The sequence below is a fragment of the Terasakiella sediminum genome (genome assembly GCF_033100395.1).
Lineage (GTDB): Bacteria > Pseudomonadota > Alphaproteobacteria > Rhodospirillales > Terasakiellaceae > Terasakiella.
On sequence record NZ_JAWLVJ010000016.1, the window covers coordinates 66802 to 89504 of the forward strand.

24 protein-coding genes are annotated in these 22703 nt (G+C 51.1%); 14 read left to right on the forward strand and 10 right to left on the reverse strand.

What is annotated here, in order from left to right; translation table 11 throughout:
• Nucleotides 1-13 precede the first annotated feature (13 nt).
• Genes otnK through RYZ26_RS13355 form a run of 6 tightly spaced genes read left to right on the forward strand, consistent with a single transcriptional unit; the run spans nt 14 to nt 5256 of the window.
• Nucleotides 14-1291, forward strand: coding sequence for a 3-oxo-tetronate kinase (otnK, locus tag RYZ26_RS13330; RefSeq protein ID WP_317683719.1), 1278 nt, complete (start codon nt 14-16; stop codon nt 1289-1291).
• The gene (locus tag RYZ26_RS13335) at nt 1291-1965 is read left to right on the forward strand and encodes a class II aldolase/adducin family protein (protein ID WP_317683720.1); all 675 of its coding nucleotides are present in this window, start codon (nt 1291-1293) and stop codon (nt 1963-1965) included. Before otnK ends, RYZ26_RS13335 begins: the two co-directional genes overlap by 1 nt.
• Before the next feature lie 2 nt (nt 1966-1967).
• The gene (locus tag RYZ26_RS13340; protein WP_317683721.1) at nt 1968-2258 is read left to right on the forward strand and encodes a putative quinol monooxygenase; all 291 of its coding nucleotides are present in this window, start codon (nt 1968-1970) and stop codon (nt 2256-2258) included.
• Between the two features lie 3 nt (nt 2259-2261).
• Nucleotides 2262-3695 (forward strand): pyruvate kinase, encoded by a 1434-nt coding sequence (gene pyk, locus RYZ26_RS13345; protein ID WP_317683722.1) that lies wholly within the window; start codon nt 2262-2264, stop codon nt 3693-3695.
• A complete protein-coding gene (locus RYZ26_RS13350; protein ID WP_317683724.1) occupies nt 3692-4162 on the forward strand; it encodes a methylglyoxal synthase in 471 nt (156 codons plus the stop codon). Before pyk ends, RYZ26_RS13350 begins: the two co-directional genes overlap by 4 nt.
• Complete coding sequence (locus RYZ26_RS13355; RefSeq protein WP_317683725.1) at nt 4159-5256, forward strand: carbohydrate kinase family protein; 1098 nt, start codon at nt 4159-4161, stop codon at nt 5254-5256. Before RYZ26_RS13350 ends, RYZ26_RS13355 begins: the two co-directional genes overlap by 4 nt.
• Nucleotides 5257-5455: 199 nt before the next feature.
• On the opposite strand, the gene RYZ26_RS13360 is transcribed toward RYZ26_RS13355, so the two are convergent.
• The 7 genes from RYZ26_RS13360 to RYZ26_RS13390 all read right to left on the reverse strand — a co-directional run bounded on the left by RYZ26_RS13360 (nt 5456) and on the right by RYZ26_RS13390 (nt 11711).
• On the reverse strand, nt 5456-6844 hold the full coding sequence (locus RYZ26_RS13360) for an MATE family efflux transporter (RefSeq protein ID WP_317683726.1): 1389 nt from the start codon (nt 6842-6844) through the stop codon (nt 5456-5458).
• A gap of 42 nt (nt 6845-6886) precedes the next feature.
• Nucleotides 6887-7669, reverse strand: a complete 783-nt coding sequence (locus RYZ26_RS13365; protein WP_317683727.1) for a 3-hydroxybutyrate dehydrogenase — start codon at nt 7667-7669, stop codon at nt 6887-6889.
• A gap of 22 nt (nt 7670-7691) precedes the next feature.
• A complete protein-coding gene (gene maiA, locus RYZ26_RS13370; RefSeq protein ID WP_317683728.1) occupies nt 7692-8339 on the reverse strand; it encodes a maleylacetoacetate isomerase in 648 nt (215 codons plus the stop codon).
• A gap of 16 nt (nt 8340-8355) precedes the next feature.
• Complete coding sequence (locus RYZ26_RS13375; RefSeq protein WP_317683729.1) at nt 8356-8763, reverse strand: bacteriohemerythrin; 408 nt, start codon at nt 8761-8763, stop codon at nt 8356-8358.
• A 4-nt stretch (nt 8764-8767) separates the two neighbouring features.
• Nucleotides 8768-10072 carry a TRAP transporter large permease gene (locus tag RYZ26_RS13380; RefSeq protein ID WP_317683730.1) on the reverse strand — a complete coding sequence of 435 codons (1305 nt, stop codon included), beginning with the start codon at nt 10070-10072 and terminating at the stop codon, nt 8768-8770.
• 2 nt (nt 10073-10074) lie between these two features.
• Nucleotides 10075-10593, reverse strand: a complete 519-nt coding sequence (locus tag RYZ26_RS13385; RefSeq protein ID WP_317683731.1) for a TRAP transporter small permease — start codon at nt 10591-10593, stop codon at nt 10075-10077.
• A gap of 104 nt (nt 10594-10697) precedes the next feature.
• A complete protein-coding gene (locus RYZ26_RS13390) occupies nt 10698-11711 on the reverse strand; it encodes a TRAP transporter substrate-binding protein (protein WP_317683732.1) in 1014 nt (337 codons plus the stop codon).
• Nucleotides 11712-12067: 356 nt separating this feature from the next.
• On the opposite strand from RYZ26_RS13390, the gene RYZ26_RS13395 reads away from it, so the two are divergent.
• Genes RYZ26_RS13395 through menA form a run of 7 tightly spaced genes read left to right on the forward strand, consistent with a single transcriptional unit; the run spans nt 12068 to nt 18583 of the window.
• Complete coding sequence (locus RYZ26_RS13395; protein WP_317683733.1) at nt 12068-12607, forward strand: VOC family protein; 540 nt, start codon at nt 12068-12070, stop codon at nt 12605-12607.
• A 12-nt stretch (nt 12608-12619) separates the two neighbouring features.
• The gene (locus RYZ26_RS13400; protein WP_317683734.1) at nt 12620-13636 is read left to right on the forward strand and encodes a fumarylacetoacetate hydrolase family protein; all 1017 of its coding nucleotides are present in this window, start codon (nt 12620-12622) and stop codon (nt 13634-13636) included.
• 22 nt (nt 13637-13658) lie between these two features.
• Nucleotides 13659-15281 carry an FAD-dependent oxidoreductase gene (locus RYZ26_RS13405; protein WP_317683735.1) on the forward strand — a complete coding sequence of 541 codons (1623 nt, stop codon included), beginning with the start codon at nt 13659-13661 and terminating at the stop codon, nt 15279-15281.
• 15 nt (nt 15282-15296) lie between these two features.
• Nucleotides 15297-15497 (forward strand): DUF2783 domain-containing protein, encoded by a 201-nt coding sequence (locus tag RYZ26_RS13410; RefSeq protein WP_317683736.1) that lies wholly within the window; start codon nt 15297-15299, stop codon nt 15495-15497.
• 35 nt (nt 15498-15532) lie between these two features.
• Nucleotides 15533-16492, forward strand: coding sequence for an MBL fold metallo-hydrolase (locus RYZ26_RS13415; RefSeq protein WP_317683737.1), 960 nt, complete (start codon nt 15533-15535; stop codon nt 16490-16492).
• A gap of 4 nt (nt 16493-16496) precedes the next feature.
• The gene (locus RYZ26_RS13420; RefSeq protein ID WP_317683738.1) at nt 16497-17684 is read left to right on the forward strand and encodes a Bcr/CflA family multidrug efflux MFS transporter; all 1188 of its coding nucleotides are present in this window, start codon (nt 16497-16499) and stop codon (nt 17682-17684) included.
• Between the two features lie 17 nt (nt 17685-17701).
• A complete protein-coding gene (gene menA, locus RYZ26_RS13425) occupies nt 17702-18583 on the forward strand; it encodes a 1,4-dihydroxy-2-naphthoate octaprenyltransferase (protein ID WP_317683739.1) in 882 nt (293 codons plus the stop codon).
• Here the strand turns inward: menA and RYZ26_RS13430 are convergent.
• Both RYZ26_RS13430 and RYZ26_RS13435 read right to left on the reverse strand, forming a co-directional pair.
• Complete coding sequence (locus RYZ26_RS13430; protein WP_317683740.1) at nt 18565-19791, reverse strand: CaiB/BaiF CoA transferase family protein; 1227 nt, start codon at nt 19789-19791, stop codon at nt 18565-18567. The two genes, menA and RYZ26_RS13430, sit on opposite strands and share 19 nt — an antisense overlap.
• Entirely contained in the window at nt 19791-20969 is a 1179-nt protein-coding gene (locus RYZ26_RS13435; protein ID WP_317683741.1) for an acyl-CoA dehydrogenase, read from the reverse strand. The genes RYZ26_RS13430 and RYZ26_RS13435 overlap by 1 nt, the downstream gene beginning before the upstream one ends.
• A 118-nt stretch (nt 20970-21087) precedes the next feature.
• Here RYZ26_RS13435 and gcvA point away from each other — a divergent pair, with 118 nt between their 5' ends.
• Nucleotides 21088-21966 (forward strand): transcriptional regulator GcvA, encoded by an 879-nt coding sequence (gene gcvA / locus RYZ26_RS13440; RefSeq protein WP_317683742.1) that lies wholly within the window; start codon nt 21088-21090, stop codon nt 21964-21966.
• Here gcvA and RYZ26_RS13445 read toward each other — a convergent pair.
• Nucleotides 21963-22700 carry a beta-ketoacyl-ACP reductase gene (locus RYZ26_RS13445; RefSeq protein ID WP_317683743.1) on the reverse strand — a complete coding sequence of 246 codons (738 nt, stop codon included), beginning with the start codon at nt 22698-22700 and terminating at the stop codon, nt 21963-21965. The genes gcvA and RYZ26_RS13445 overlap by 4 nt on opposite strands.
• Nucleotides 22701-22703: the final 3 nt, after the last annotated feature.

Below are 22703 nucleotides of genomic sequence, written 5' to 3' on the forward strand. Positions count from 1 at the left end.
AAGAGTAAAAACGATGAAAATCACCTTGGGCTGTATCGCCGATGATTTAACCGGGGCCACCGATCTTGCCATGATTTTGGTCCGCGAAGGGATGAAAACTGTCCAGATCGTGGGCGTCCCCAAACCCGACACGCCTGTGCCCGATGCCGATGCTGTTGTCATTGCGCTAAAATCACGCACGATCCCGACAGACGATGCGATCAAAATGTCCGTAGCCTCCTGTGACTGGTTGAAGAAAGCGGGTGCACAGCAAATCTTCTTTAAATATTGCTCCACATTCGATTCAACTGCGGACGGCAATATCGGCCCTGTGACAGATGCCTTGATGGAGAATCTGGACACCGAACAAACCATCGCCTGCCCGTCTTTCCCGGAAAACGGACGCACGGTTTATCGTGGCTATCTGTTTGTGAATGATGGACTGCTGTCTGAAAGTTCCCTGCGCAATCACCCGCTCACCCCCATGCGGGACCCAAACCTGAAACGCGTGCTCTCTAAACAAAGCAAATCGACCATCAGCAATATTTACTATGAGACCATCGAAAAAGGCCATGGCGCGACCCACAAAGCCATGCAGGATAACAAACAAAACCGCACCATTTATATCATGGATGCGATCAGCGACGATCACTTACGCACCATTGGTCAGGCCTGCGACGACATGGCATTGATCACCGGGGGTTCAGCTGTTGCCCAAGGATTGCCGGATAATTACCGCAAAGCAGGTCTTTTACCGCAAAATACAGGCGATGTGCCTTTTGATGCCCCGGATGGTCCGAGCATTATTCTTTCTGGCAGCTGTTCCGAAGCCACACGGGCACAGGTTGATTATGCGCAGGATCATATGCCAAGTTTCCGTCTGGATGCTTTGAATATTCTGGATAATAAACCTGTCGCAGATGAAGCCGTTGCCTGGGCAGAAGCACATATTCAGTCCGGCACACCCGTCTTGTTCTATTCCTCCGCCGATCCAGATGTTGTTTCCGAAATTCAGCAAAAACGTGGCCGGGTTGAGGTGGGATCAAAAGTCGAAAAAGTCATCAGTGAGATTGCACGCCGTCTGAAAGACATAGGTGTTCGCCGCTTTGTTGTCGCAGGCGGGGAAACATCCGGTGCAGTGATCAATGCCTTAAATGTGCGCCAGATGGAAATTGGCCCGCAGATTGATCCGGGTGTGCCCTGGACCAAAAGCATTGGCGATCAACCATTGGCCCTTGCCCTTAAATCCGGCAATTTTGGCGGGGAAGATTTCTTCCTTAAGGCCCTTAATCAATTAGATGGGGGCGCGTGATGCAATATCTAGATTTACGAAACGAGCTGATCCAGACCGTTTTGAAAATGAACGAGATGGGCATCAATCAGGGAACGTCCGGTAATGCAGCAGTGCGGGTGGATGAAGGCTTCCTCATTACCCCGTCCGGCATGGCCTATGAAGACATCACACCAGAAGATGTGGTGCTTAAACGCCCCGATGGTTCTCATGAAAGCCTCAATGGATTGCGCAAACCGTCCAGCGAATGGCGCTTTCACGAAGATATCTTTGCAGCCCGCCCCGAAGTCAACGCCATCGTCCATACCCATGGCAAGGCAGTGATGACGATTGCCTGCATGCAGAAAGACGTGCCGCCTTTTCATTACATGATCGGGGTAACGGGCGGTGACACCATCCGCTGTGCCCCATATGAAACCTTCGCCACACAAGCTTTATCCGATGTCGCGGTGAAAGCACTGGACGGGCGCAAAGCCTGCCTTTTGGCCAATCATGGGCAAATCGCGGTAGGCGGCAACCTGAAACAGGCGCTGTCCATGGCATTGGAAGTCGAAACCCTGTGTGACGTCTACTGGCGCACCATGGTCGCAGGCGGTGCGGTCGTTTTGGGCGAGGGCCATATGGAAGAAGCCCTTGCAAAGTTCAATAAAGGGTACGGAAGCGGTAAAGCTTTTGTCACAAAAGAAGAGGCATAATCATGTTCGTCGTTCTCGTCGATTTTGAAATCAAACCCGGATTGGAAGATCAGTTCCATCACGCCATGCTCGAACAAGCTGAAAATTCAATATTGAAAGAACCCGGTTGTCATATCTTTGATGTCTGTCGTGACCCGGAAAGTTCATCCACCTTCTTTTTGTATGAGATTTACACAGACCGGGCAGCCTTTGATGTGCATCTGGCCTCCAACCATTTTATCGCCTTTGACGCATTGGTTACGGACTGGGTGAAGTCCAAGTCCGTGCGCACATTGCAACGCATTGGGAAGTAACACATGAGTTATCAACTCACCAAACAAGCCAAAATCATTGCCACATTAGGCCCTTCAACCAGCACCGTTGAAAAAATTCTGGACCTCGCCAAGGCAGGTGCCAACGTCTTTCGCCTGAATTTTTCCCACGGCAGCTATGAAGAACATGGCGCACGCATCAAAGCCGTACGCCTGGCCGAAAAAGAACTGGGCCGTCCACTTGGTCTATTCATGGACTTGCAAGGCCCAAAATTCCGTCTGGGCACCTTTGAATATGACAAAGTCCACTTAAAAGCGGGAGATCCCTTTAAATTCGATTTGACGGCCGATCAGCCCGGTGATCATGAACGGGTCTGCCTGCCGCATCCGGAAATTATTCAGGCTGTCTCCGTTGGTCATCGTCTGTTAATTGATGATGGCAAAATGATCATGCAGGTGACCGAAGTTGCCGAGGATCACATTATCGCTGTGGCCGAAGTTGAAGGTGTGCTGTCAGACCGCAAAGGTGTCAGCCTGCCCGATGCAGAAATCAATGTGTCCGCCATGACCGATAAAGACAAAGACGATCTGGCCTTTGGTCTAGACCAAGGGATCGGCAGTGTGGCCTTATCCTTCGTACAGCGCCCGGATGATTTAAAGGAACTGCGCGAACTCACTGGTCCGCGCATCCAGATCATTTCCAAGATTGAGAAACCAACCGCCCTAGTTCATCTGGATAATATCATTGAACAATCCGATGCGGTCATGGTGGCGCGTGGAGACTTAGGCGTAGAACTACCACCAGAAAAAGTTCCAGCCATTCAGAAAAAAATCGTTTCAGCCGCGCGAAATCGTGGTCGCCCAGTGATTGTCGCAACCCAGATGCTGGAAACCATGATCAGCGCCCCCACCCCAACACGGGCCGAAGCATCCGATGTGGCAACCGCCATCTATGACGGGGTGGATGCTGTGATGTTGTCGGCGGAAACAGCCGCCGGGGATTATCCGGTGGAAGCCGTATCCTTAATGGCGCGCATTGTGGCAGAGGTCGAAGCCGACCCGCTGCACCGTCGGCTGATGGAAGCTTCCCGCAAAGGCACGGAACATAACAACACCGATGCCATCAGTGCGGCTGCCCGTCAGGTGGCAGCCACCATGGATGCAAAAGCGATCATCTGTTATTCCACATCCGGTAAAACGGCCCTGCGTGCCGCCCGCGAACGCCCGGAAGCACAGATCGCAGCCCTCACCGCCGATGTACAGATCGCGCGTGCGCTCTGCCTCGTCTGGGGGGTGCATGCCATCGTTTGCCCGGACGCAACCGATATGCGTGAGATGGTGCAGACCGCGCTTGAAGTCGCCCAAAGCAAAGATGTGGTATCCAAAGGCGATACTGTCGTGATTACTGCAGGTGTGCCGTTCGGTAACGCCGGATCGACCAACATCTTGCGCATCGCCAAGGTGGGGGCAGCCGCATGATCGTTCGTCCGTTAAATATCGGTCTGGTCGCCCATGATGCGATGAAGGACTTGCTGGCAGGCTGGGTGGATAAAAACAAAAACCACCTGCGCCCCAACAATCTTTTTGCAACCGGGACCACATCACGCATCCTGAGCGATGCCCATGCAGACCTTGAAATCACCGCACTTAAATCCGGCCCACTGGGTGGAGATCAACAGCTCGGCGCCTTGATTTGCGAGGGCAAGCTGGATGCGCTGGTCTTCTTTCAGGACCCCATGACAGCCCAACCCCATGATGTGGATGTGAAAGCTCTGGTGCGCATGTCCACCCTTTATGACGTGGCCCTGGCCTGCAATCCCGCGACAGCAGACCTGATCATCACCAATCCTGATTTCTTCCGCATAGCGTCGCGCACACCAGAAAGTCAGGAAAAAAACTGGCAGAAATATATCAACCGCGATGTCAAAGAAGGATTTATCACATGAAAGCCTTGGTAATCGGCGGGGCCACCATTGATGTAATCACATCAATTGAGCCTGACGACATTGAATGTATCAGCATGAAAAACGCCACCAATTCCTTCTTGATGATGGAACAGGGAAAAAAGGTCGAAGCCAGCCGCATCGACACCCATGTTGGCGGTGGCGCAACCAATGCTGCCGTCTGTATGGCGCGATTGGGCGGGGAAGTCTCGGCAGTTCTGAAAATCGGGGATGATCTGGATGGGCAATCCATTCTTTCCCGGTTGAATTCAGAAGGCATCAACACGGATTTTGTCGTGAAAGAACCTGATCAATCAACGGGTAAATCCGTCGTTGTCTGCTCCCACGACCGCAACGCCGGGATATTCGTCAATCGCGGGGCCAACACGTCCCTGAAAGATCAGGAGATCACACAAAGCATGTTTGACGGGATTGATATGGTCTATGTCTCGACCCTAAGCGCAGCCTCTGCCGCCGTCTTTCCAAAGATTGTCGAACTTGCCAAAAAATCTGGGGCCTTTGTGGCCTGTAACCCCGGCATTCGCCAAATCAGAAGACGTAAAGAAAAACTGATCGAAGCCCTGAAATGGGTAGATCTGTTGGCGATCAACAAGGAAGAATCGGAAGCATTGGCAGAAGGTTTTCTCACCCCCTCCCCGCATTTTCCCGATTGTAACACCGGTGATCCCGTTCTTTATCGCGAAGGACTGGGAGAAAAATCATCCAAGGTTTCGCTTCCTGATTTTACTGAAAAGATCATGGGGATGGGCTGCAAATATGTGGTCATCACCAATGGATCAGAAGGCGCGTATCTGGCAAGCGACAATGCCATCCTGTTTCGCCCGGCTATCCCATGCGTGGTCGAAGCCACCATTGGCGCAGGGGATGCGTTTAACGCAACGATTGCCTATGCGTTGGCCGATAAAAAGACGGTCTGGACAGCACTTAGCATGGCTGCGGTCAATGCCTCAGCCGTTGCGGCAACGCTGGATACGCAAAGCGGGTTGATGTGCAATGATGCGTTGAAATCGCGCGTTCTGCCCATGGATAATTCGCGCATCCCGACCTTTCAGATCAAGGAAACTGATGCTGCCTAGAATAAGTAACGTCTGACCCAAGGCAGACGTTACCAGGTGCTCAAAGGTGGCACTGATCCGGTTCCTCCCGCTACCTTTGAGCATCTTTATTTGTTGATCCGCCGTGGTTTCCGTGCCATAGGTACATGGCCGGATCAAAAGCCCCAAAGTCGTGGAAATCACGGGAGTTTTTCCGCGGCTTTGGGCGCTCACTTTCAGACTACCAACTCCGCTGACCCGTCACCTGATGCAGGCGCTTTTCATCACATAGTTCATCTTCTTCGCATGCCGGGATCAGTTTGCCCATCAAACGCCATGTGACGAACATTCCAACCAATGCGAAAAAGACACCGCCAACGGCCTGCCCAATCAACACACCCGCTGACCCCATAAAGCTTGCCCCGATCAGAACAAACGGCCAGGTGCCCAGCGTATGGCGTCCCCAGTTCAGATAGGTGGAATTCAGCGGATAGCCCAGATTGTTGAAGCTTGCATTACAGACAAAGATCGCCCCGTTGAAAAACTGCAGCAATGCAAGCGGCCCGCAGAAGAGATAGATCAGCATCGCCATCTCGCCCGTTGCATCAAACATATATCCGATGGGTTGACGAAGGACATAGAGGATGACGGAGACAATAGCGACATAGCCCGCGACAAAGATCAGACCATTGATGAAGGATTTACGCACCCGATCATATTTCTTCGCCCCAAAATTCTGCCCCACAATCGGCCCGATGGCCCCGGATAATGCCAGCACAACGGCAAAGGCCAGTGGCGTTAACCGCCCGATCACCGCCATGGCTGCAACCGCTTCTGATCCAAACTGCGCCATTTCCCGCGTCACAATCGCATTGCCCACAGGGGTGGCAAGGTTGGTCATGACCGCAGGCGCGGCAATCGCCCAAACAGGTTTAAAATCACTTTTGAAGGTCGCAAGGGAAGGTTTAGCAAATCCGTTATATTTGGACGTCACCGCCCAGACGCCATAGACCATCATACAGGCGCGCGCAATCACAGACGCATAAGCCGCCCCTTCCAGCCCAAAGCCCGCCCAGAAGATCAGGATGGGGTCCAGAAACGCATTTACCGCCCCACCCAGCAAGGTCACATTCATGGATACCCGCGCTGCCCCATGGGCACGCAGGATCGCCATGGTCGTCATCGCCATACCCATAAAGCACATGGTCGGCATGATGATCTGGCTATAGCTGATGGCGAATTCAAGCGTTTCACCCTCTGCCCCCAAAACGCCTAACAGAAATGGCAGGTTTGGCACGGCAAAGGACGGAATCAAAATGGATACACCAACGGTCAACAAGGCAACCGATGTGGCATATTCTTTTGCTTTTCCAGGCTGACCTGCCCCAAGTGTACGCGCCACCAGCGACACGGCAGCAATGGAAAGTCCGATACAGATCGCATTGGTAAAAAACAACAAAGACCCGGCATAGCCCACTGCTGCGGCCAGTTCTTTCTGCCCCAGCATGGAAATGAACATCACATCCACAAAATCGACAGCAAAAAGCGCAAGAATACCAACGGATGCTGTGAATGACATCACAGCGATATGGCGCATCAGGTTACCTTGCAGGAATACAGCTTCAGACATTCAGATCAGGTCCTTTCATCAAAGTAAGAACCTAGTCCGATATCACTGCGACGTCCAGCCACCATCCATGGTCATGGTTGTGCCCGTCATCTGACTTGCGGCATCAGACACCAGGAATTTGGCCGCTTCACCCAGTTGTTCGGTCGTTACAAACTGTTTGGAGGGTTGCTTTTCAGACAGAAGATCATGGGCTTCTTCTTCGATGGTTCGCCCGCTGTTATCGGCCCGTTGCTTGATCTGGTTTTCCACCAGTTCGGTGCGCACCCATCCCGGGCAGATGCTGTTGGCGGTGATGCCTGTTTCAGCCGTTTCCAACGCACAAACCTTGGTCATTCCCAGCACACCGTGTTTTGCCGCCACATAAGCTGCTTTATTGGCCGACCCCACCAGACCATGGGCAGAGGCCACATTGATGATACGCCCCCAGTTTTGTTCTTTCATATAAGGCAGGGCCAGACGCATGGTGTGGAAGCAGGAAGACAGGTTCAAAGCAATCACCTGATCCCATTTTTCAGGAGCGAATTCTTCCAAAGGTGATACGTGCTGGATACCAGCGTTATTGACCAGAATATCTACGCCACCAAATTCTTTGGTCGCCTCCAGCATCAATTTTTCAATGGCAGAAACGTCAGACAGGTCTGCGCCTAAAAAGATTGTTTTGCCGCCATATTCCTTGTTGAACCTTTCAACATGACCTTCGACGTCATCTGTTTTTTTGCGCCCATTCAGGATCACATTACAGCCAGCTTTTGCCAGCACTTCTGCGATCCCTAGTCCGATCCCCGCTGTTGATCCTGTCACCAGCGCCGTTTTACCTTTGAACATATTTAATCCCATTTATATCATTTTAAACTGCATCGCCTTGTTGTTCCGGTGCCGCTTTTGCAAAGGCTTCCAGAGACTGGCAATTTTTATCGATGCGGATGATATGCGGATATGGGGTTAAATCAACATTAAAACGACGCGCGTTGTATACCTGCGGAACCAAACAGATGTCCGCCAGGCTCGGTTTATCACCGAAACAGAAATCTCCCATCTTGTCGGTTCTGATCAACGTTTCTTCAAAAGCATGCAGGCCGACTTCCACCCAATGACGATACCAGGCAGACTTATCTTCATCTGTCACCTTCAGGCTGGTGCTCAGATACTTAAGCACCCTCAGGTTATTCAGTGGATGAATTTCACAGGCAACCGATTGTGACAGGGCGCGCACATAGGCACGATCCAGCGCATCAGCGGGCAATAAATCATGCCCACCCAGAGTTTCATCCAGATATTCCAGAATAGCCATGGACTGGGTCAGATATTGCCCGTCTGGCAGTTCAATCGATGGGACCAGCGCCTGGGGATTGATCGCGCGATAGGCTTCTGTTAGCTGTTCACCGCCATCTTTCACCAAATGAACATAGATCGATTCAAAATCGGTTTCTTTCAGGTTCAGCCCGATGCGAACGCGGTAGGCTGCAGAAGAGCGCCAGTAGGTAAATAATTTCATTGTCACTCTCTTTAGTTTATTTCTTTTCAGTGATTGTAAGTGTGTCGCGATAAGCCATGTCCGATTCCAGGATATGATTGATCAACCAGTTGCGCAGATACGCATTCATGCTTTCTGCGATCAGATGGGAAGATGACCCGCCCAGATTGAACGACTGGCGCACAGCTGACAGCCAGCCTTCAAACGTGCGGTGTTCTTCCTTGTGGGCGTCAAAATCTTCATATTCAAAGGCGCGCAGCAGTTCTTCTTCAGCGCGGAAATGTTCTTTGACGTAGAGATCAAGGTCATCAAACACATAAGCGATCATGCCGCCTTCGGTTTCAGCTTTTGACAAACGGTTGATCAAGGCCACCAGCTTTTTGTGCTGCTTGTCGATCTGGGGAATACCGATGTTGTATTCCTCTTTCCATTCAATAACTTCCATGGGATCAATCCATAATCAGAGTTGGCAGCCACAACGACAGGGCCGGAAACAGGATCAGCAGGGCAAGGCGCATCACATCGGCCAGCAGGAAGGCAACAACGCCCCGGCTGATGGTTTGCAGGCGCAGGCCCGGTGTGCTTGCCATGATGACAAACAGGTTCATGCCGACAGGCGGGGTGATCAGGCCGACTTCCACAACCGATACCATGATCACACCAAACCAGATGGGGTCGAACCCAAGGGCGGTGATCATTGGATAGACAAACGGCAGGGTCAGCAGGATCATGGACAAAGCATCCATGAAACAGCCCAGAATGATGTAGAAGATCACCAGCAAGATCAGGATAATATAGGGGTTCCATCCCAAATCACTCACCGTTGCCACCAATGCCTGAGGCAGGCCTGTGGTTTCAACAAAGTAATTGAAGACGGCAGTGCCCACCAAAATCATAAAGATCATACCGCTGGTGGTGGCTGTTTCACCCATACATTCAAAGATCACTTTGATGTTCAGCTGTCTGCGCGCAAGGGCAAGGAAGAAAGCACCCGCCGCCCCGATGGCCGCAGCTTCCGTGGGAGAAAACCAGCCCATGTAAATCCCGCCGATCACAACACCGAACAACAAAACTACGGACCAGACATTCATCATGGCTTTGATCCGGCCAGACCAGTCAACTTTATCGTCCGCCGGACCCAGTTCAGGTTTACGGACCGTCTTGACCCAAATCGCCAGCATATATAGAAGCGTTGCAAGGATACCGGGGATCAGGGAGGCTGCAAACATGCGCCCGATAGATTGTTCGGTCAAAAGCGCATAGATCACCATGATCACACTGGGTGGGATCAACACACCCAACGTACCACCCGCTGCAATAGTCGCACTTGCCAGACCATCATCATACTTGCGACGACGCATTTCCGGCATGGCAACGCGGCACATGGTGGCCGCTGTCGCCAAAGATGATCCACAGATCGCCCCGAAAGCCGCACACGCGCCAACAGAGGCCATGGCAAGACCGCCGCGATAATGACCGATAAAGGCATGAACCGCATCAAACAAGGCACGCGACAATCCGGCGCGTGCGGCAAACACACCCATCAGAATAAAGAGGGGTATAACAGATAAGGAATAAGGAAAGACCGCTTCAAACGGGACAGACCCCATAATGAAGGCCGCACTTTCAAACCCGTTGATGGCCCAGCCACCAACCACGCCGACAACGCCCATGGCGATGGCGATGGGCACCCGCAAGGCCATCAGGCCGAACAAGGCGACAAAAGCGATAAAACCAATTGCACCAGCAGACATGATTATTCCTCCACCGTGAAGTGGCCGCTATGGCCTGTGATGACAACGTAAAGGCTTTCCACTGCAATATGCAGCGTCACAACCGTAGACAAGGCACTACCGACAATCAGCGGGAGCCAGTAATAAATCATCGGCAATCCAAAGATCATGGAGACATCGCCATATTCCGCCTGTTCCAAAGCGCACAGATAGCCGTAATAGGCAATGGCACACATGAACAGACAAGCAAGAACCATGGCCAACACTTGCGTCATGGCCTGACCGCGACGCGACAGCCGGTCTGTAATCATCGAGACCGCCACATGGGCGCGGGTCATGAAGGTATAGGGGATGGAAAGATAGGCGGCAGACAGAACCATCAACTGGATCAAATCAATCGCGCCATAGACGCCCTGGCCGTCCACTTTTCTCATCACCACATCGGTCGTCGTGATCAGGACAGCGGCCAGTAAAAACAGCATCCCGATATAGGCAACATATTTGGTGGTGAGAAAAAGGATTTTGTTAAACAGCATAATCATAATGGATTTGCCTTTTCCTTAAAAATAAGGTGTGAGAGCCTTTGGAAGGGGACAAGCCGTCAAAGGCTCTCACTTTCTTGAAAAATAATCGCAGGAGAAGTTGATTATTTTTCGTATTTGGCGACCAGCTCCTGGGCCTTGGCATAGATTTCACGTGCGTTGGATACGCCCTTTTTCTCCATGTCAGCCAGGTAAGCGTCGATCATTGGCTCCAGCTCTTTGCGCCATGCAGCACGTTGTTCGTCACTCAGAACCGTTACAGAGTTACCTTTTTCTTTAATGGCCTGAATGCCAGGCTGGTCCCACTTGGTCCACCATGGGCCAAACTTGTTCACCAGTGTTTGACCGGAAAGCTCGTCAATCACTTTGCGCACGTCTTCTGGAAGGGAGTTATATTTTTTCTCGTTCATCGCGAAGTAGAAAGACGTTGTATAAGCCTTGGCATCAAGGTGGTGATCCAGCACTTCAAAAAGCTTGAAGCTATTTACTGCTTCATATGGGAACACGTTACCGTCAATCACGCCTTTGGACAGGTTTTCATATACCTGGGTAGGTGGTAGACCAACAGGCATCGCGCCCAGGTGCTTCAGCATGTTTGAAATGGCAAGACTAGGTGTGCGAAGACGCAGCCCCTTCAGGTCTTCAATGCTTTCTACCTTCTTGCCTTTTGTGTGGATCAAGCCAGCGTTATGAGCGTGCATGGCCAGCATCTTCATGCCTTTATATTCAGGCGCGAGATATGTTGGATACAGATCCCAAAGCGTCTTAGACGCCGCATCAGAAGATTTTACCAGGAACGGAAGGTCCGTTACCAATGTGCGAGGCAGACGACCACGGGGGAAACCTGTCAGACCGTGGGCGATATCAACAACGCCGGCGCGGACTTGATCAAACTGCTTGGCAACATGACCGAAAGCAGAACCTGCTGGATAGATTTGAACTTTAACTTTACCGTTTGTGCGTTTTTCAAGTTCTGCCGCCCATGGTTCCAGAAAATCTTTTTGTGTCGGATGGGAGGATGGCAGGAAATGGCTCAGCTTCAATTTGATGACGTCTGCCTGTGCAGAAAAACTGAAAACACTGGCAGCAGCCATAGCGGCGATAAATAGGCGTCTCATGTGTATAAAACCTCAACTCTTGGAGTGACCTGTAAGTTCAAAAAGGAAATCATTTTGCGCACGAAATCCAATTTTCTTGTGTGTGGTTATTCTCTGAAACTTCTTAATTCATTTCATTTGAAACTAATTTAATTTCAACTGAAACTAAAATCAAGGTATTTTTTTGCCTTCCCTGTCCGATTGACACCTAAACCATTACAAAATAAGGAAATAAAAATTATTTGTTTCAGATGAAAATAAAGCTTGATTTAGTTTCACATGTAACTATTATTAAAGAGCGCACAAAAGCAGATCGCGGGAAATCGTCTGCAAATGATCTGATTTTCGTAAAACCCACATTGCGAAAAGAGTTTCTTATGACTATTCAAAAAATTCACCACGTTGCCTATCGTTGCAAAGATGCCAAAGAGACCGTTGAATGGTATGGCAAGTACCTGGATATGGACTTTGTTCTGGCCATTGCGGAAAACGAAGTTCCATCCACCAAGGCCCCTGATCCTTATATGCATATCTTCCTGGATGCAGGCGCAGGCAACATCCTGGCTTTCTTCGAACTACCAAACTCCCCGGAAATGGGCCGTGACCCCAACACCCCTGCATGGTGCCAGCACCTGGCCCTGCAGGTTGATTCGATGGACGAACTGATGGCTGCCAAAGAAAAGCTGGAAGCTAACGGCATTGATGTCGTTGGCCCGACCGATCACACCATCTTTAAATCCATCTATTTCTTTGACCCGAACGGTCACCGTCTGGAACTGGCCGCCAACACAGGCACACCGGATATGAGCAAACGTCTGGATGACGTGAAATGGGACATGCTGAACGAATGGGCAAAAACAAAACGTGCGCCCGAGCATGCCAAATGGATGCACGAAAAAGAATTCAGCGAGAAATAAGGGCTACTGACAATGAAACTTGCAACATTATCCAACGGCAAACGTGACGGACAACTGGTTGTGGTCTCCAAAGACTTGGCCTCTTATGTTTCTGCTGGCGACATTGCTGCGACCATGCAGATTGCCCTTGATGACTGGGACGAAACTTCCCCCAAGCTTCAGGCGCTTTATGAAGATTTGAACGCAGGGAAGGTTGAAGGCCAGACTTTTGACCAGAACGACTGCGAATCTCCGCTGCCACGTGCCTACCAATGGGCGGACGGGTCTGCTTACGTCAACCACGTTGAACTGGTGCGCAAAGCCCGTAATGCAGAACTGCCAGACAGTTTCTGGACCGACCCGCTGATGTATCAGGGCGGTTCCGACAGCTTTATCGGTCCACGCAAAGATATCCCGCTGGCAAGCGAAGATTTCGGCATTGATTTCGAAGCCGAGGTAGCTGTCATCACCAATGATACGCCTATGGCTGTCACACCGGAAAAAGCCGCTGATCACATCAAACTGATCATGCTGGTCAATGATGTGTCCCTTCGTGGGCTTATTCCGGGGGAACTGGCAAAAGGCTTCGGCTTCTTCCAGTCCAAACCCTCCAGCGCCTTTTCCCCGGTTGCCATTACACCGGACGAGCTGGGCGACAACTGGAAAGACGGCATGGTGCATCTGCCCATGCTGACAACTTTAAACGGCAATCTGTTTGGTAAAGCAAACTGTGGCGTTGATATGACTTTCGACTTCCCGACGATTGTGGCACATGCCGCCAAAACGCGGCCCTTGGGTGCCGGTGCGATCATCGGGTCGGGTACCATTTCCAACAAACTGGATGATGGCCCGGGAAAACCTGTTGACGAAGGCGGCGTAGGCTATTCCTGCATCGCTGAAATCCGCATGATTGAAACCATTAATTCAGGCGCGCCGAGCACTTCTTTCATGAAGTTTGGCGACACCATCCGCATCGAGATGAAAGACGATAACGGTGACAGCATCTTTGGTGCCATCGACCAGAAAGTCGTCCAGTACAGCCCTGAATAAGCAGTCGAAAGAGTATGAAAAAATGTTCAATACATATGAATATAAAGAATTTGAATACACCCAGTCTGAAGAACAAAAGACAGGCAACGTAAAACGCCACAAGGCTGTTGTTATCGGGACAGGGCCAGTTGGCCTGACCACCGCGCTTGATTTCGCCAAGCAAGGCATTCCGGTTGTGGTTCTGACCCGCAGCAACACCGTTTCCGTTGGTTCACGCGCGGTTTGTTACGCCAAACGCCCGCTTGAAATCTGGGACCGCCTGAATGTGGGCGAACGCATGATCGACAAATCCGTTGTCTGGAAAGTCGGCAAGGTCTTTCGCGAAGAAGACCTGGTCTATCAATTTGACCTGTTGCCCGAAGATGACCACAAAATCCCGGCCTTTATCAATCTGCAACAGTATTACCTTGAAGAATACATGATTGATGAATGTAAGCGTCAATATGGCGACCTGATCGAGTTCCGCTGGAATTCCCGCGTCATCAGCATCAAAAACAATGATGATCATGTGAAGATGCAGGTGGAAACCGAAGATGGTGTCTACCCCATGGAAGCGGAATATGTAGTGGCCTGTGATGGTGCCAATTCCAAAATCCGCGACATGCTGGACATGAACTTTGAAGGCCGTTTCTTCGAAGACCGTTTCCTCATCGCCGATATCGTGATGAAAGCAGACTTCCCGGCGGAACGCTGGTTCTGGTTCAACCCACCTTTCCACCCGGAACAATCTGTCCTGCTGCATATGCAATCTGATGATGTCTGGCGCATCGACTTCCAGCTAGGTTGGGATTGCGACCCGGAAGAAGAAAAGAAACCGGAAAAAGTTATCCCGCGTCTAAAAGCCATGCTGGGTGAGGATAAAGAGTTTGAACTGGAATGGGTCTCTGTTTACCAGTTTGCCTGTCGCCAGCTAAACGACTTCCGCTGTGGCCGCGTCTTTATCGCAGGTGATGCCGCCCACCAGGTTTCCCCCTTCGGGGCACGCGGGGCAAACACCGGAGTGCAGGATATCGATAACCTGACCTGGAAGCTGAAACTGGTCATGGACGGTAAAGCACCTGACAGCCTGCTGGATACCTACAGCGAAGAACGTGTCTTTGCTGCAGCGGATAACCTGATGAATTCATCACGTTCCACTGACTTCATTTCACCGAAAAGCGGTGTCTCACGTGCTTTTCGTGATGCCACACTTGATCTGGCCGAAGACTATGAATTTGCCCGTCCACTGGTAAATTCCGGTCGTCTGTCCATGCCAACGCCTTATGAAAACAGCTCTCTGAACACACCGGATAGCGATGAATTCACTGGCAAGATGTCACCGGGCACCAACTGTACCGATGCACCGATCAAGGTGAATGGCATTGAGGGCTGGTTCCTGAACCACATCGGCAATTCCCGCTTTGTTGTCCTAAGCTTTGATGAAAATCTGCGTATGGACACCATGAATGTTGCGGGCATCGAATGTGATGTTGTGGTTGTCGGCCATGACATCGAAGATCCGAAAGGCCTGTTGAAAGAACGTTATGACGGTAAAGACAGCACAACTTATCTGATCCGTCCCGACCAGCATGTGGCTGCACGCTGGCGCACCTTCGACCAGGGCTACATCGAAGCTGCCGTTAAACGCGCAACAGCCCAAGCTTAAGGAAGGAATAGAAACATGCCATTGAACACAAAAGCAAATATCGCCCGCCCGGATGATTTTTATCAGGAACTGATCGACCTTCATCGTGACCTGAGCGACGAACAAAGCCGTTCTTTAAATGCCAAGCTCATCCTTCTTCTCGCCAATCATATTGGTGACATGGAAGTTTTGAGCGAAGCCATGCAAATCGCAGCAAAAGACGTTTCTGCTGCATAAACCCCTCAAACACTCTTATCTGGAGTAAGAATAAAATGACGAAAACATTTGCCTCCACAGGCGATCTTGGTGAAAAGAAAGTAACTTTTGCCAAACTGGGCGAAGGTGCCTATGCCTACACTGCCGAAGGTGACCCCAACACTGGTGTCATCATCGGTGATGACGGGGTCATGGTAATCGACACACAGGCCACACCTTTCATGGCCCAGGATGTTGTTAAACGCATCCGTGAAGTTACAGACAAGCCGATCAAATACATCCTGATGAGCCACTATCACGCAGTTCGCGTATTGGGTGCAGCAGCTTATGAGGCTGAAAACATCATTGCATCGCGTGCCACCTACGAAATGATCGAAGAGCGTGGCCAGTTTGACTATGACAGCGAACTGGGTCGTTTCCCGCGTCTGTTCCAGGGTGCTGAAACCATCCCTGGTCTGACATGGCCATCCATCGTCTTTGATGGCAAGATCACCATCGATTTGGGTAACTGCCCAGTGGAAATCTGGTCGCCTGGTCGTGGTCACACACAAGGTGACACCATCGCCTGGCTACCGGAACAGAAAATCCTATATGCAGGTGATCTGGTCGAATTTGGCGCAACCCCTTACACAGGTGATGCGCACCTTCGTGACTGGCCGACAACACTTGACGCCCTTCGTGCGCTAAAACCACAAAAACTGGTTCCGGGTCGTGGTGACGCTTTGGATACGCCAGAGCTGTGCGAAGAAGCCATGTCTGAAACACAGGCTTTCATCACAGATTTGTACGAAAGCGCAAAAGAAGCACGCGAAGCCGGGAAAGACCTGCAAGGTGCCTTCAACCTGTGTAAAGAACGTATGGATCCGAAATACGGTGACTGGGTGATCTACGAACACTGCATGCCGTTTGACGTTTCGCGTGCTTACGACGAAGCCGGTGGCATGGAACGCCCGACCATCTGGACTGATGAACGCGATCAGGAAATGTGGTCCGCGCTCAACAGTAATCAGGGATAATTTAATGTCGGCATCTCCTCGTTTGAGCGTACTCGCCATCCCAATTCTGGCTGTGATGACGGGGAATGCCGCTTTATCACTGGATATGTATCTGCCCGCCTTTCCGTCCATCGCCAATGACCTTGGCGTGGCGGAAAGCGCTGTGCAACAAACCATGGCGACCTTTCTTTTCGGGTTTGCCTTTGGACAAATGATCTATGGCCCGCTTTCAGACAGTCTGGGACGCCGCACGGTCATTTTGATCGGTCTGACTTTATACGGGCTGATCAGCACCTTCTGTGCTTTAAGCACGGACATTCACGATCTGACATTCTACCGCCTGATCCAAGGATTGGCTGGCGCATCCGGTTCCGTTCTGGGTCGGGCCGTTATCCGCGATGTCTATCACGGACCGGAACTGACCAAGGCTCTTTCTCTGCTGATGCTGGTCCTGACCGCTGCGCCCATGGCCGCCCCCCTGATCGGGGCTGCAGTACTGGATATCTGGGATTGGCGCGCCATCTTCTGGACGCTCAGTGCCTATGCGTGCCTGTGGTGTTTTCTGATTATTCTGTTTGTGCCTGAAACCCTTGCAAAAGACAAACGGGTCACGCTGAACCTGTCGTTTCTGATCACGGCCACCCGCGAGGTCCTGAGCCATAAACAAGCAATGGGTTATATCCTGAGTGCAAGTCTCGGCTTTGCAGGCATGTTTGCCTATATCACAGCGACGCCCTTTATTTACATGAACATCTTCGGCATCAAGCCCAGCGGATATGCCCTGTTTTTTGCGGCCAATATTCTGTCCATGGCGATCTTTTCTTTCTTCAATCGCCGCATTGCAAGCCACACGCCCCTGCCCAAACTGATGATTTATAATATCTGGGTGCTGATTATCAGTGCGGTCGTCCTGCTCTTCAACAGCATTATGGGGATTGGTGGCGTCTGGGGTCTGGCGATCCCGTTGTTTTTCTTCGTCGGGTGCTTGAGCCCCATGGCGGCCAACGGCATTTCCGGCACGCTGGAACCGTTTGGGAAATTTGCTGGGACCGCTTCTTCCATCTTCGGCCTGTTCCAGTTTGGGCTTGGCAGCCTAAGCGGATTTCTGGTTTCCTTGCTGAATGATGGCACACAAATGCCCATGGCCTATATTATCTTTGGCTGTGCGGTGTTATCGGTTATGGTGTTCACCCTGTCGCGCAAAGGGTCCTGAAAAGAAGAAGAAAAACAATGCATCTCCCAAAAGCATCCGTCCTCTGGCTGGGTATCAGGCCCAAAACCCTGACCATGTCGCTGATGCCTGTTCTGGTGGCCTTTGCCCTTGCTTTGTCTGAACAACTCAGCATTAATTATCTGGCCTTGGCCACGATTATCCTGTCGGCCTGTGCCATTCAGATTGCCACTAACCTGCATAATGATGCACAGGATTTTATCAACAAAACCGATACGTCGGCCCGTATCGGCCCCCTTCGCATCACGCAAGCCGGACTGGCAACAGCTGAAGAAACCAAAAACGCCGCCCATCTGTTTATTGCGATTGCTGCCCTTTGTGGGGCCTATCTGGTCTTTGTGGGTGGTATCTCGATTATGATGATCGGAATTGTCTCGCTGCTTGCGGCCTATGGATATTCCAGCGGCCCCTATCCCATTTCACGCAGTCCCTTTGGCGAAGTATTCGTGCTGGTCTTTTTCGGGCTGATTGCGGTGTCTGTCAGTTACTATTTAATCACAGGAATATGGTCTCAGGGCACACTCACCTACGGCCTGATTGTCGGCAGCCCGGCCTGTGCGGTTCTTTTGCTCAACAACTATCGTGATCTGGAAAATGACACCACTGCCGGGCGCAAGACACTGGCGATTATGATCGGATCAACGGGTGCGCGATGGCTATACGTCCTGCTGATCCTGTTGCCCTACCCGGTTCTGGTTTCCATCACCCCGGTCAGTGAACTGATGATCCTGCCCTTTGCAGGTATGATCATCGCCATCATCGCTATCAAGAAAATACTGAGCGTGGTTGAAAAAACAGAACTGAACAAATGTCTGGTTATCACGGCGGCATCGCAAACCGTCATGTCCATCGGCCTGAGTGCTTATCTGGTTTTCAGCTGAACCACATTATTCACCGCAAGCTCATCCAACTCGGCATCGCTTAAATCCAGAATTTCACGCAACACATCGGCTGTATCATGAGCCAGAACGGGCGGGGCTTCTTCATACACCACAGGCGTTTCTGAAAACTTCAGGGGTGAACCGACCTGTGGGACTTTCCCTGCAACGGGATGATCCAGTTCCACCAGCATATCACGGGCCTGCACCTGCGGGTCAGCAAACACGCGGTCGATAGTGTTGATGGGACCGCACGGAACTTGCGCCGTTTCAAGTTCAGCAATCCACCAATCAAGCTTATCTTTGGCAATCCGCGTCTGTAACAACGGGATCAGGGTCTCGCGATGCTCCACCCTTCCTGCATTGGTTTTAAAACGGTTATCACCGCCCACATCATCCAGTCCGGCAACTTCGCAAAATTTTGCAAACTGGCTATCATTGCCCACAGCCAAAATCATATGCCCGTCCGATGTGGCAAATGCCTGATAGGGCACGATATTGGGATGCGCATTGCCCATCCGGCCCGGAACGATCCCCCCTGTCAGATAATTCATGGACTGATTGGCCAGCGTTGCCACCTGCACGTCCAGCAAAGACAAATCCACATGCTGGCCTTCCCCTGTGCGGTTCCTATGTGCAAGGGCCGCCTGAATGCCGATCACCGCATAAAGTCCGGTCATTACATCCGACAAAGCCACACCGACCTTGACTGGTCCGCCGTCGGCTTCGCCCGTCACACTCATCAACCCGCCCATTCCCTGGATCAGGAAATCATAGCCTGCCCGGTTGGCATAAGGACCTGTTTGCCCAAACCCTGTGATAGAACAGTAGACAATATCCGGTTTGACCTGCTTCAGGCTTTCATAGTCCAGCTTGTATTTTTTCAGACCACCGACCTTAAAATTTTCAATCACCACATCGCATTCCGCCACCAGCTGATGGATCAGCTTCTGGCCTTCCTCGGTTGCCATATCAATCGCAACGGACCGTTTATTGCGATTAGCCGACATGAAATAGGCTGCATCATCCGTATCTTGCCCGTTCTGATCTTTCACATAAGGTGGCCCCCATCGCCGGGTATCATCACCGGCATGGGGACGTTCAATCTTGATGATCTCCGCCCCCATATCGCCCAGCGTTTGGGATGCCCATGGGCCAGCCAGAATGCGTGACAGATCAAGCACGCGGATATGTGATAGTGGGCCTGCCATTAAAAGAACGCCTGCAAACCTGTTTGTGCCCGACCCAAAATCAGGCGGTGAATATCATAGGTGCCTTCGTAGGTATTGACCGTTTCCAGATTGACCATATGGCGGATGACATGAAATTCATCTGAAATCCCGTTGCCGCCATGCATGTCACGCGCCATCCGTGCGATCTCCAACGCCTTGTTGACGTTATTGCTTTTGATGATGGAGATATTTTCAACTGCGCAGTTATCTTCATCCATCAAGCGACCAACACGAAGGGCGGCCTGAAGACCCAGAGTGATTTCCACCTGCATGCCGGCCAGCTTGTTCTGATAAAGCTGGTTCTGTGCCAGCGGGCGATCAAACTGTTTACGGTCCAGCCCATATTGCAGAGCCGCGTGCCAGCAGAATTCTGCTGCCCCCAACGCACCCCAGGCAATCCCGAAACGTGCCTTATTCAAACAGCCAAAGGGACCTGCCAGACCTCTGACATTCGGTAACAAGTTTTCTTCGGGTACAAAGGCGTCATCCAGCACAATCTCCCCCGTAATGGACGCACGCAGGCTCATCTTGCCTTCAATCTTTGGGGTGGAGAAACCTTCGGTGCCACGTTCCACAATAAAGCCACGGATAACGCCATCCAGCTTGGCCCAGACAATGGCGATATCGGCAATGGGGGAATTGGTAATCCACATTTTGTTTCCGGTCAGCTTGTAGCCACCATCAACCTTGACCGCGCGCGTCTTCATACTGCCGGGGTCCGATCCGTGATCCGGTTCTGTCAGGCCGAAACAGCCGACATATTCCCCGGTCGCCAGTTTCGGCAAATACTTTTCGCGCTGTTCTTCTGATCCGTAAGCATGGATGGGATGCATCACCAGCGAGGATTGAACCGACATGGCAGAACGATAGCCGGAATCCACCCGCTCAACTTCGCGTGCAATCAACCCGTAGCAAACATTGCTCATGCCAGCACAGCCATATTTTTCCGGGATGGTGCAACCAAGTAAGCCCAGCTCGCCAAATTCATTCATGATCTCGCGATCAAAGCTTTCGTTACGGTTGGCTTCCAGGATGCGCGGCATCAGTTTGTCGTCACAAAACGCACGCGCACTATCACGCACCATGCGTTCTTCTTCGCTGATCTGATCATCAAACAGAAACGGGTCATCCCACTTAAAAGCAACTTTGCTTGCCATCTTTTACATCCTTGGAAGAGAAATCATTTATCATTCATTTAGATGATGATAACCTGTATTAAAAGCGACATTTTTTCACAACTTCATTCATTTTATGAATGACAAGGCTAATTTTATCATGCGACGCCATTTGCCCAGTTTCACCTCCCTCATCTGTTTTGATGCTTCGGCACGTCATCTAAACTTCACCCGTGCAGCTGAAGAATTGAACCTCACCCAAAGTGCGGTCAGCCGACAGGTGCGCAATCTGGAAGAATTCGTGCAGACAGACTTGTTTCACCGCGTGAAAAAACGATTGGTTTTGACCGATGAAGGAAGCAAATATGCCAAGGCTATTGAGGAACATCTAACCGGGTTAGAGCAGGAAACATTAAAAATCCTGACCAAAGATCAGAATGACACGCGGTTAAATGTCGGCACCTTCCCTACTTTCGGGTCGCGATGGCTGATCCCGCATTTACATGATTTCACACAAAAGCATCCGGAAATTCAGTTTAATATGGTGACGGGTCTCGGCCCTTTTGATTTCAAGGCGCAGGATATAGACATTGCCATTCAGCATGGCGATGGCAACTGGGACGATGTGGAAGCCACAAAACTGGTTGAAGAAACCGTGGTAGCTGTCTGTTCTCCTACCCTGATTTTGAAGGAGACAGAGATCACTCCGGAAACCGCATTAAACTACACACTCTTAAACCTTCAGACCCGCCAGTACGCCTGGCCGGAATGGATTGAGGCACAGAACATCACGCCCAAAACCATGGTCAGCGGGCCGAATTTTGAAACTTTTTCCATGATGATCCGCGCAGCCCTTTCCGGCCTTGGCGTTGCCATCATCCCGGACATGTATATCCGGGATGAATTGGCAAGCGGGCAGCTGCTCTCCCCCTTCGGCCCAGCAATCCAGAGCCAAAGGGGGTATTATCTGGTGACCACACCCAAAAAGAAAGACATGCAGAAAGTCGCTGCCTTCATGGATTGGGTGAAATCGATTTAGGCAGCCATATACTGCCCACCGTTGATCGAAAAAGTCGCCCCATTGATGAAGGAAGCATTGTCGGATGCAAGGAAAACCACGGCGGCGGCAATGTCATTGGGCACGCCCATACGTCCACAGGGGATTTTCTTGACCTCAGCTTCCAGAATATCTGCGGGCATGGCTTGTGTCATTTCGGTTTCAATAAAACCGGGACAGATGGCATTGACGGTAATGCCTTTATTAGCCAATTCCTGCGCAACCGATCGGGTAAAGCCCAGAATGCCTGCCTTTGCCGCCGCATAATTCCCCTGTCCAAACTGGCCACGCTGCCCGTTCATGGAACTGATGTTAATGATCCGACCCCAGCCTGCATCACGCATGGATGGGCTAAAAACGCGCGATGTGTTGAACACGCCGCCCAGATTGACATCAATTACGGACTGCCATTGCTTTGGATCCATCTTATGCATAAAACCATCGCGCGTGATCCCGGCATTATTGACCAGCACTTCCACACGACCCCATTTTTCTTCAATCTCTTTTTGTGCTGCTACTACACTTTCAAAAGACGCCACATCAACAACGACGCCAGGAATACCTGTTTCCTTTTCAAAGGCATGTATCTGATCCGGGTCGATATCACCGATCACCACCTGAAAACCAGCCGCCTTTAAATCATGGGCGCATTTTGCACCAATACCGCGCGCACCACCCGTAACAAAGGCTGTTTTTTGTTCTGAAACTTGTGTCATTCT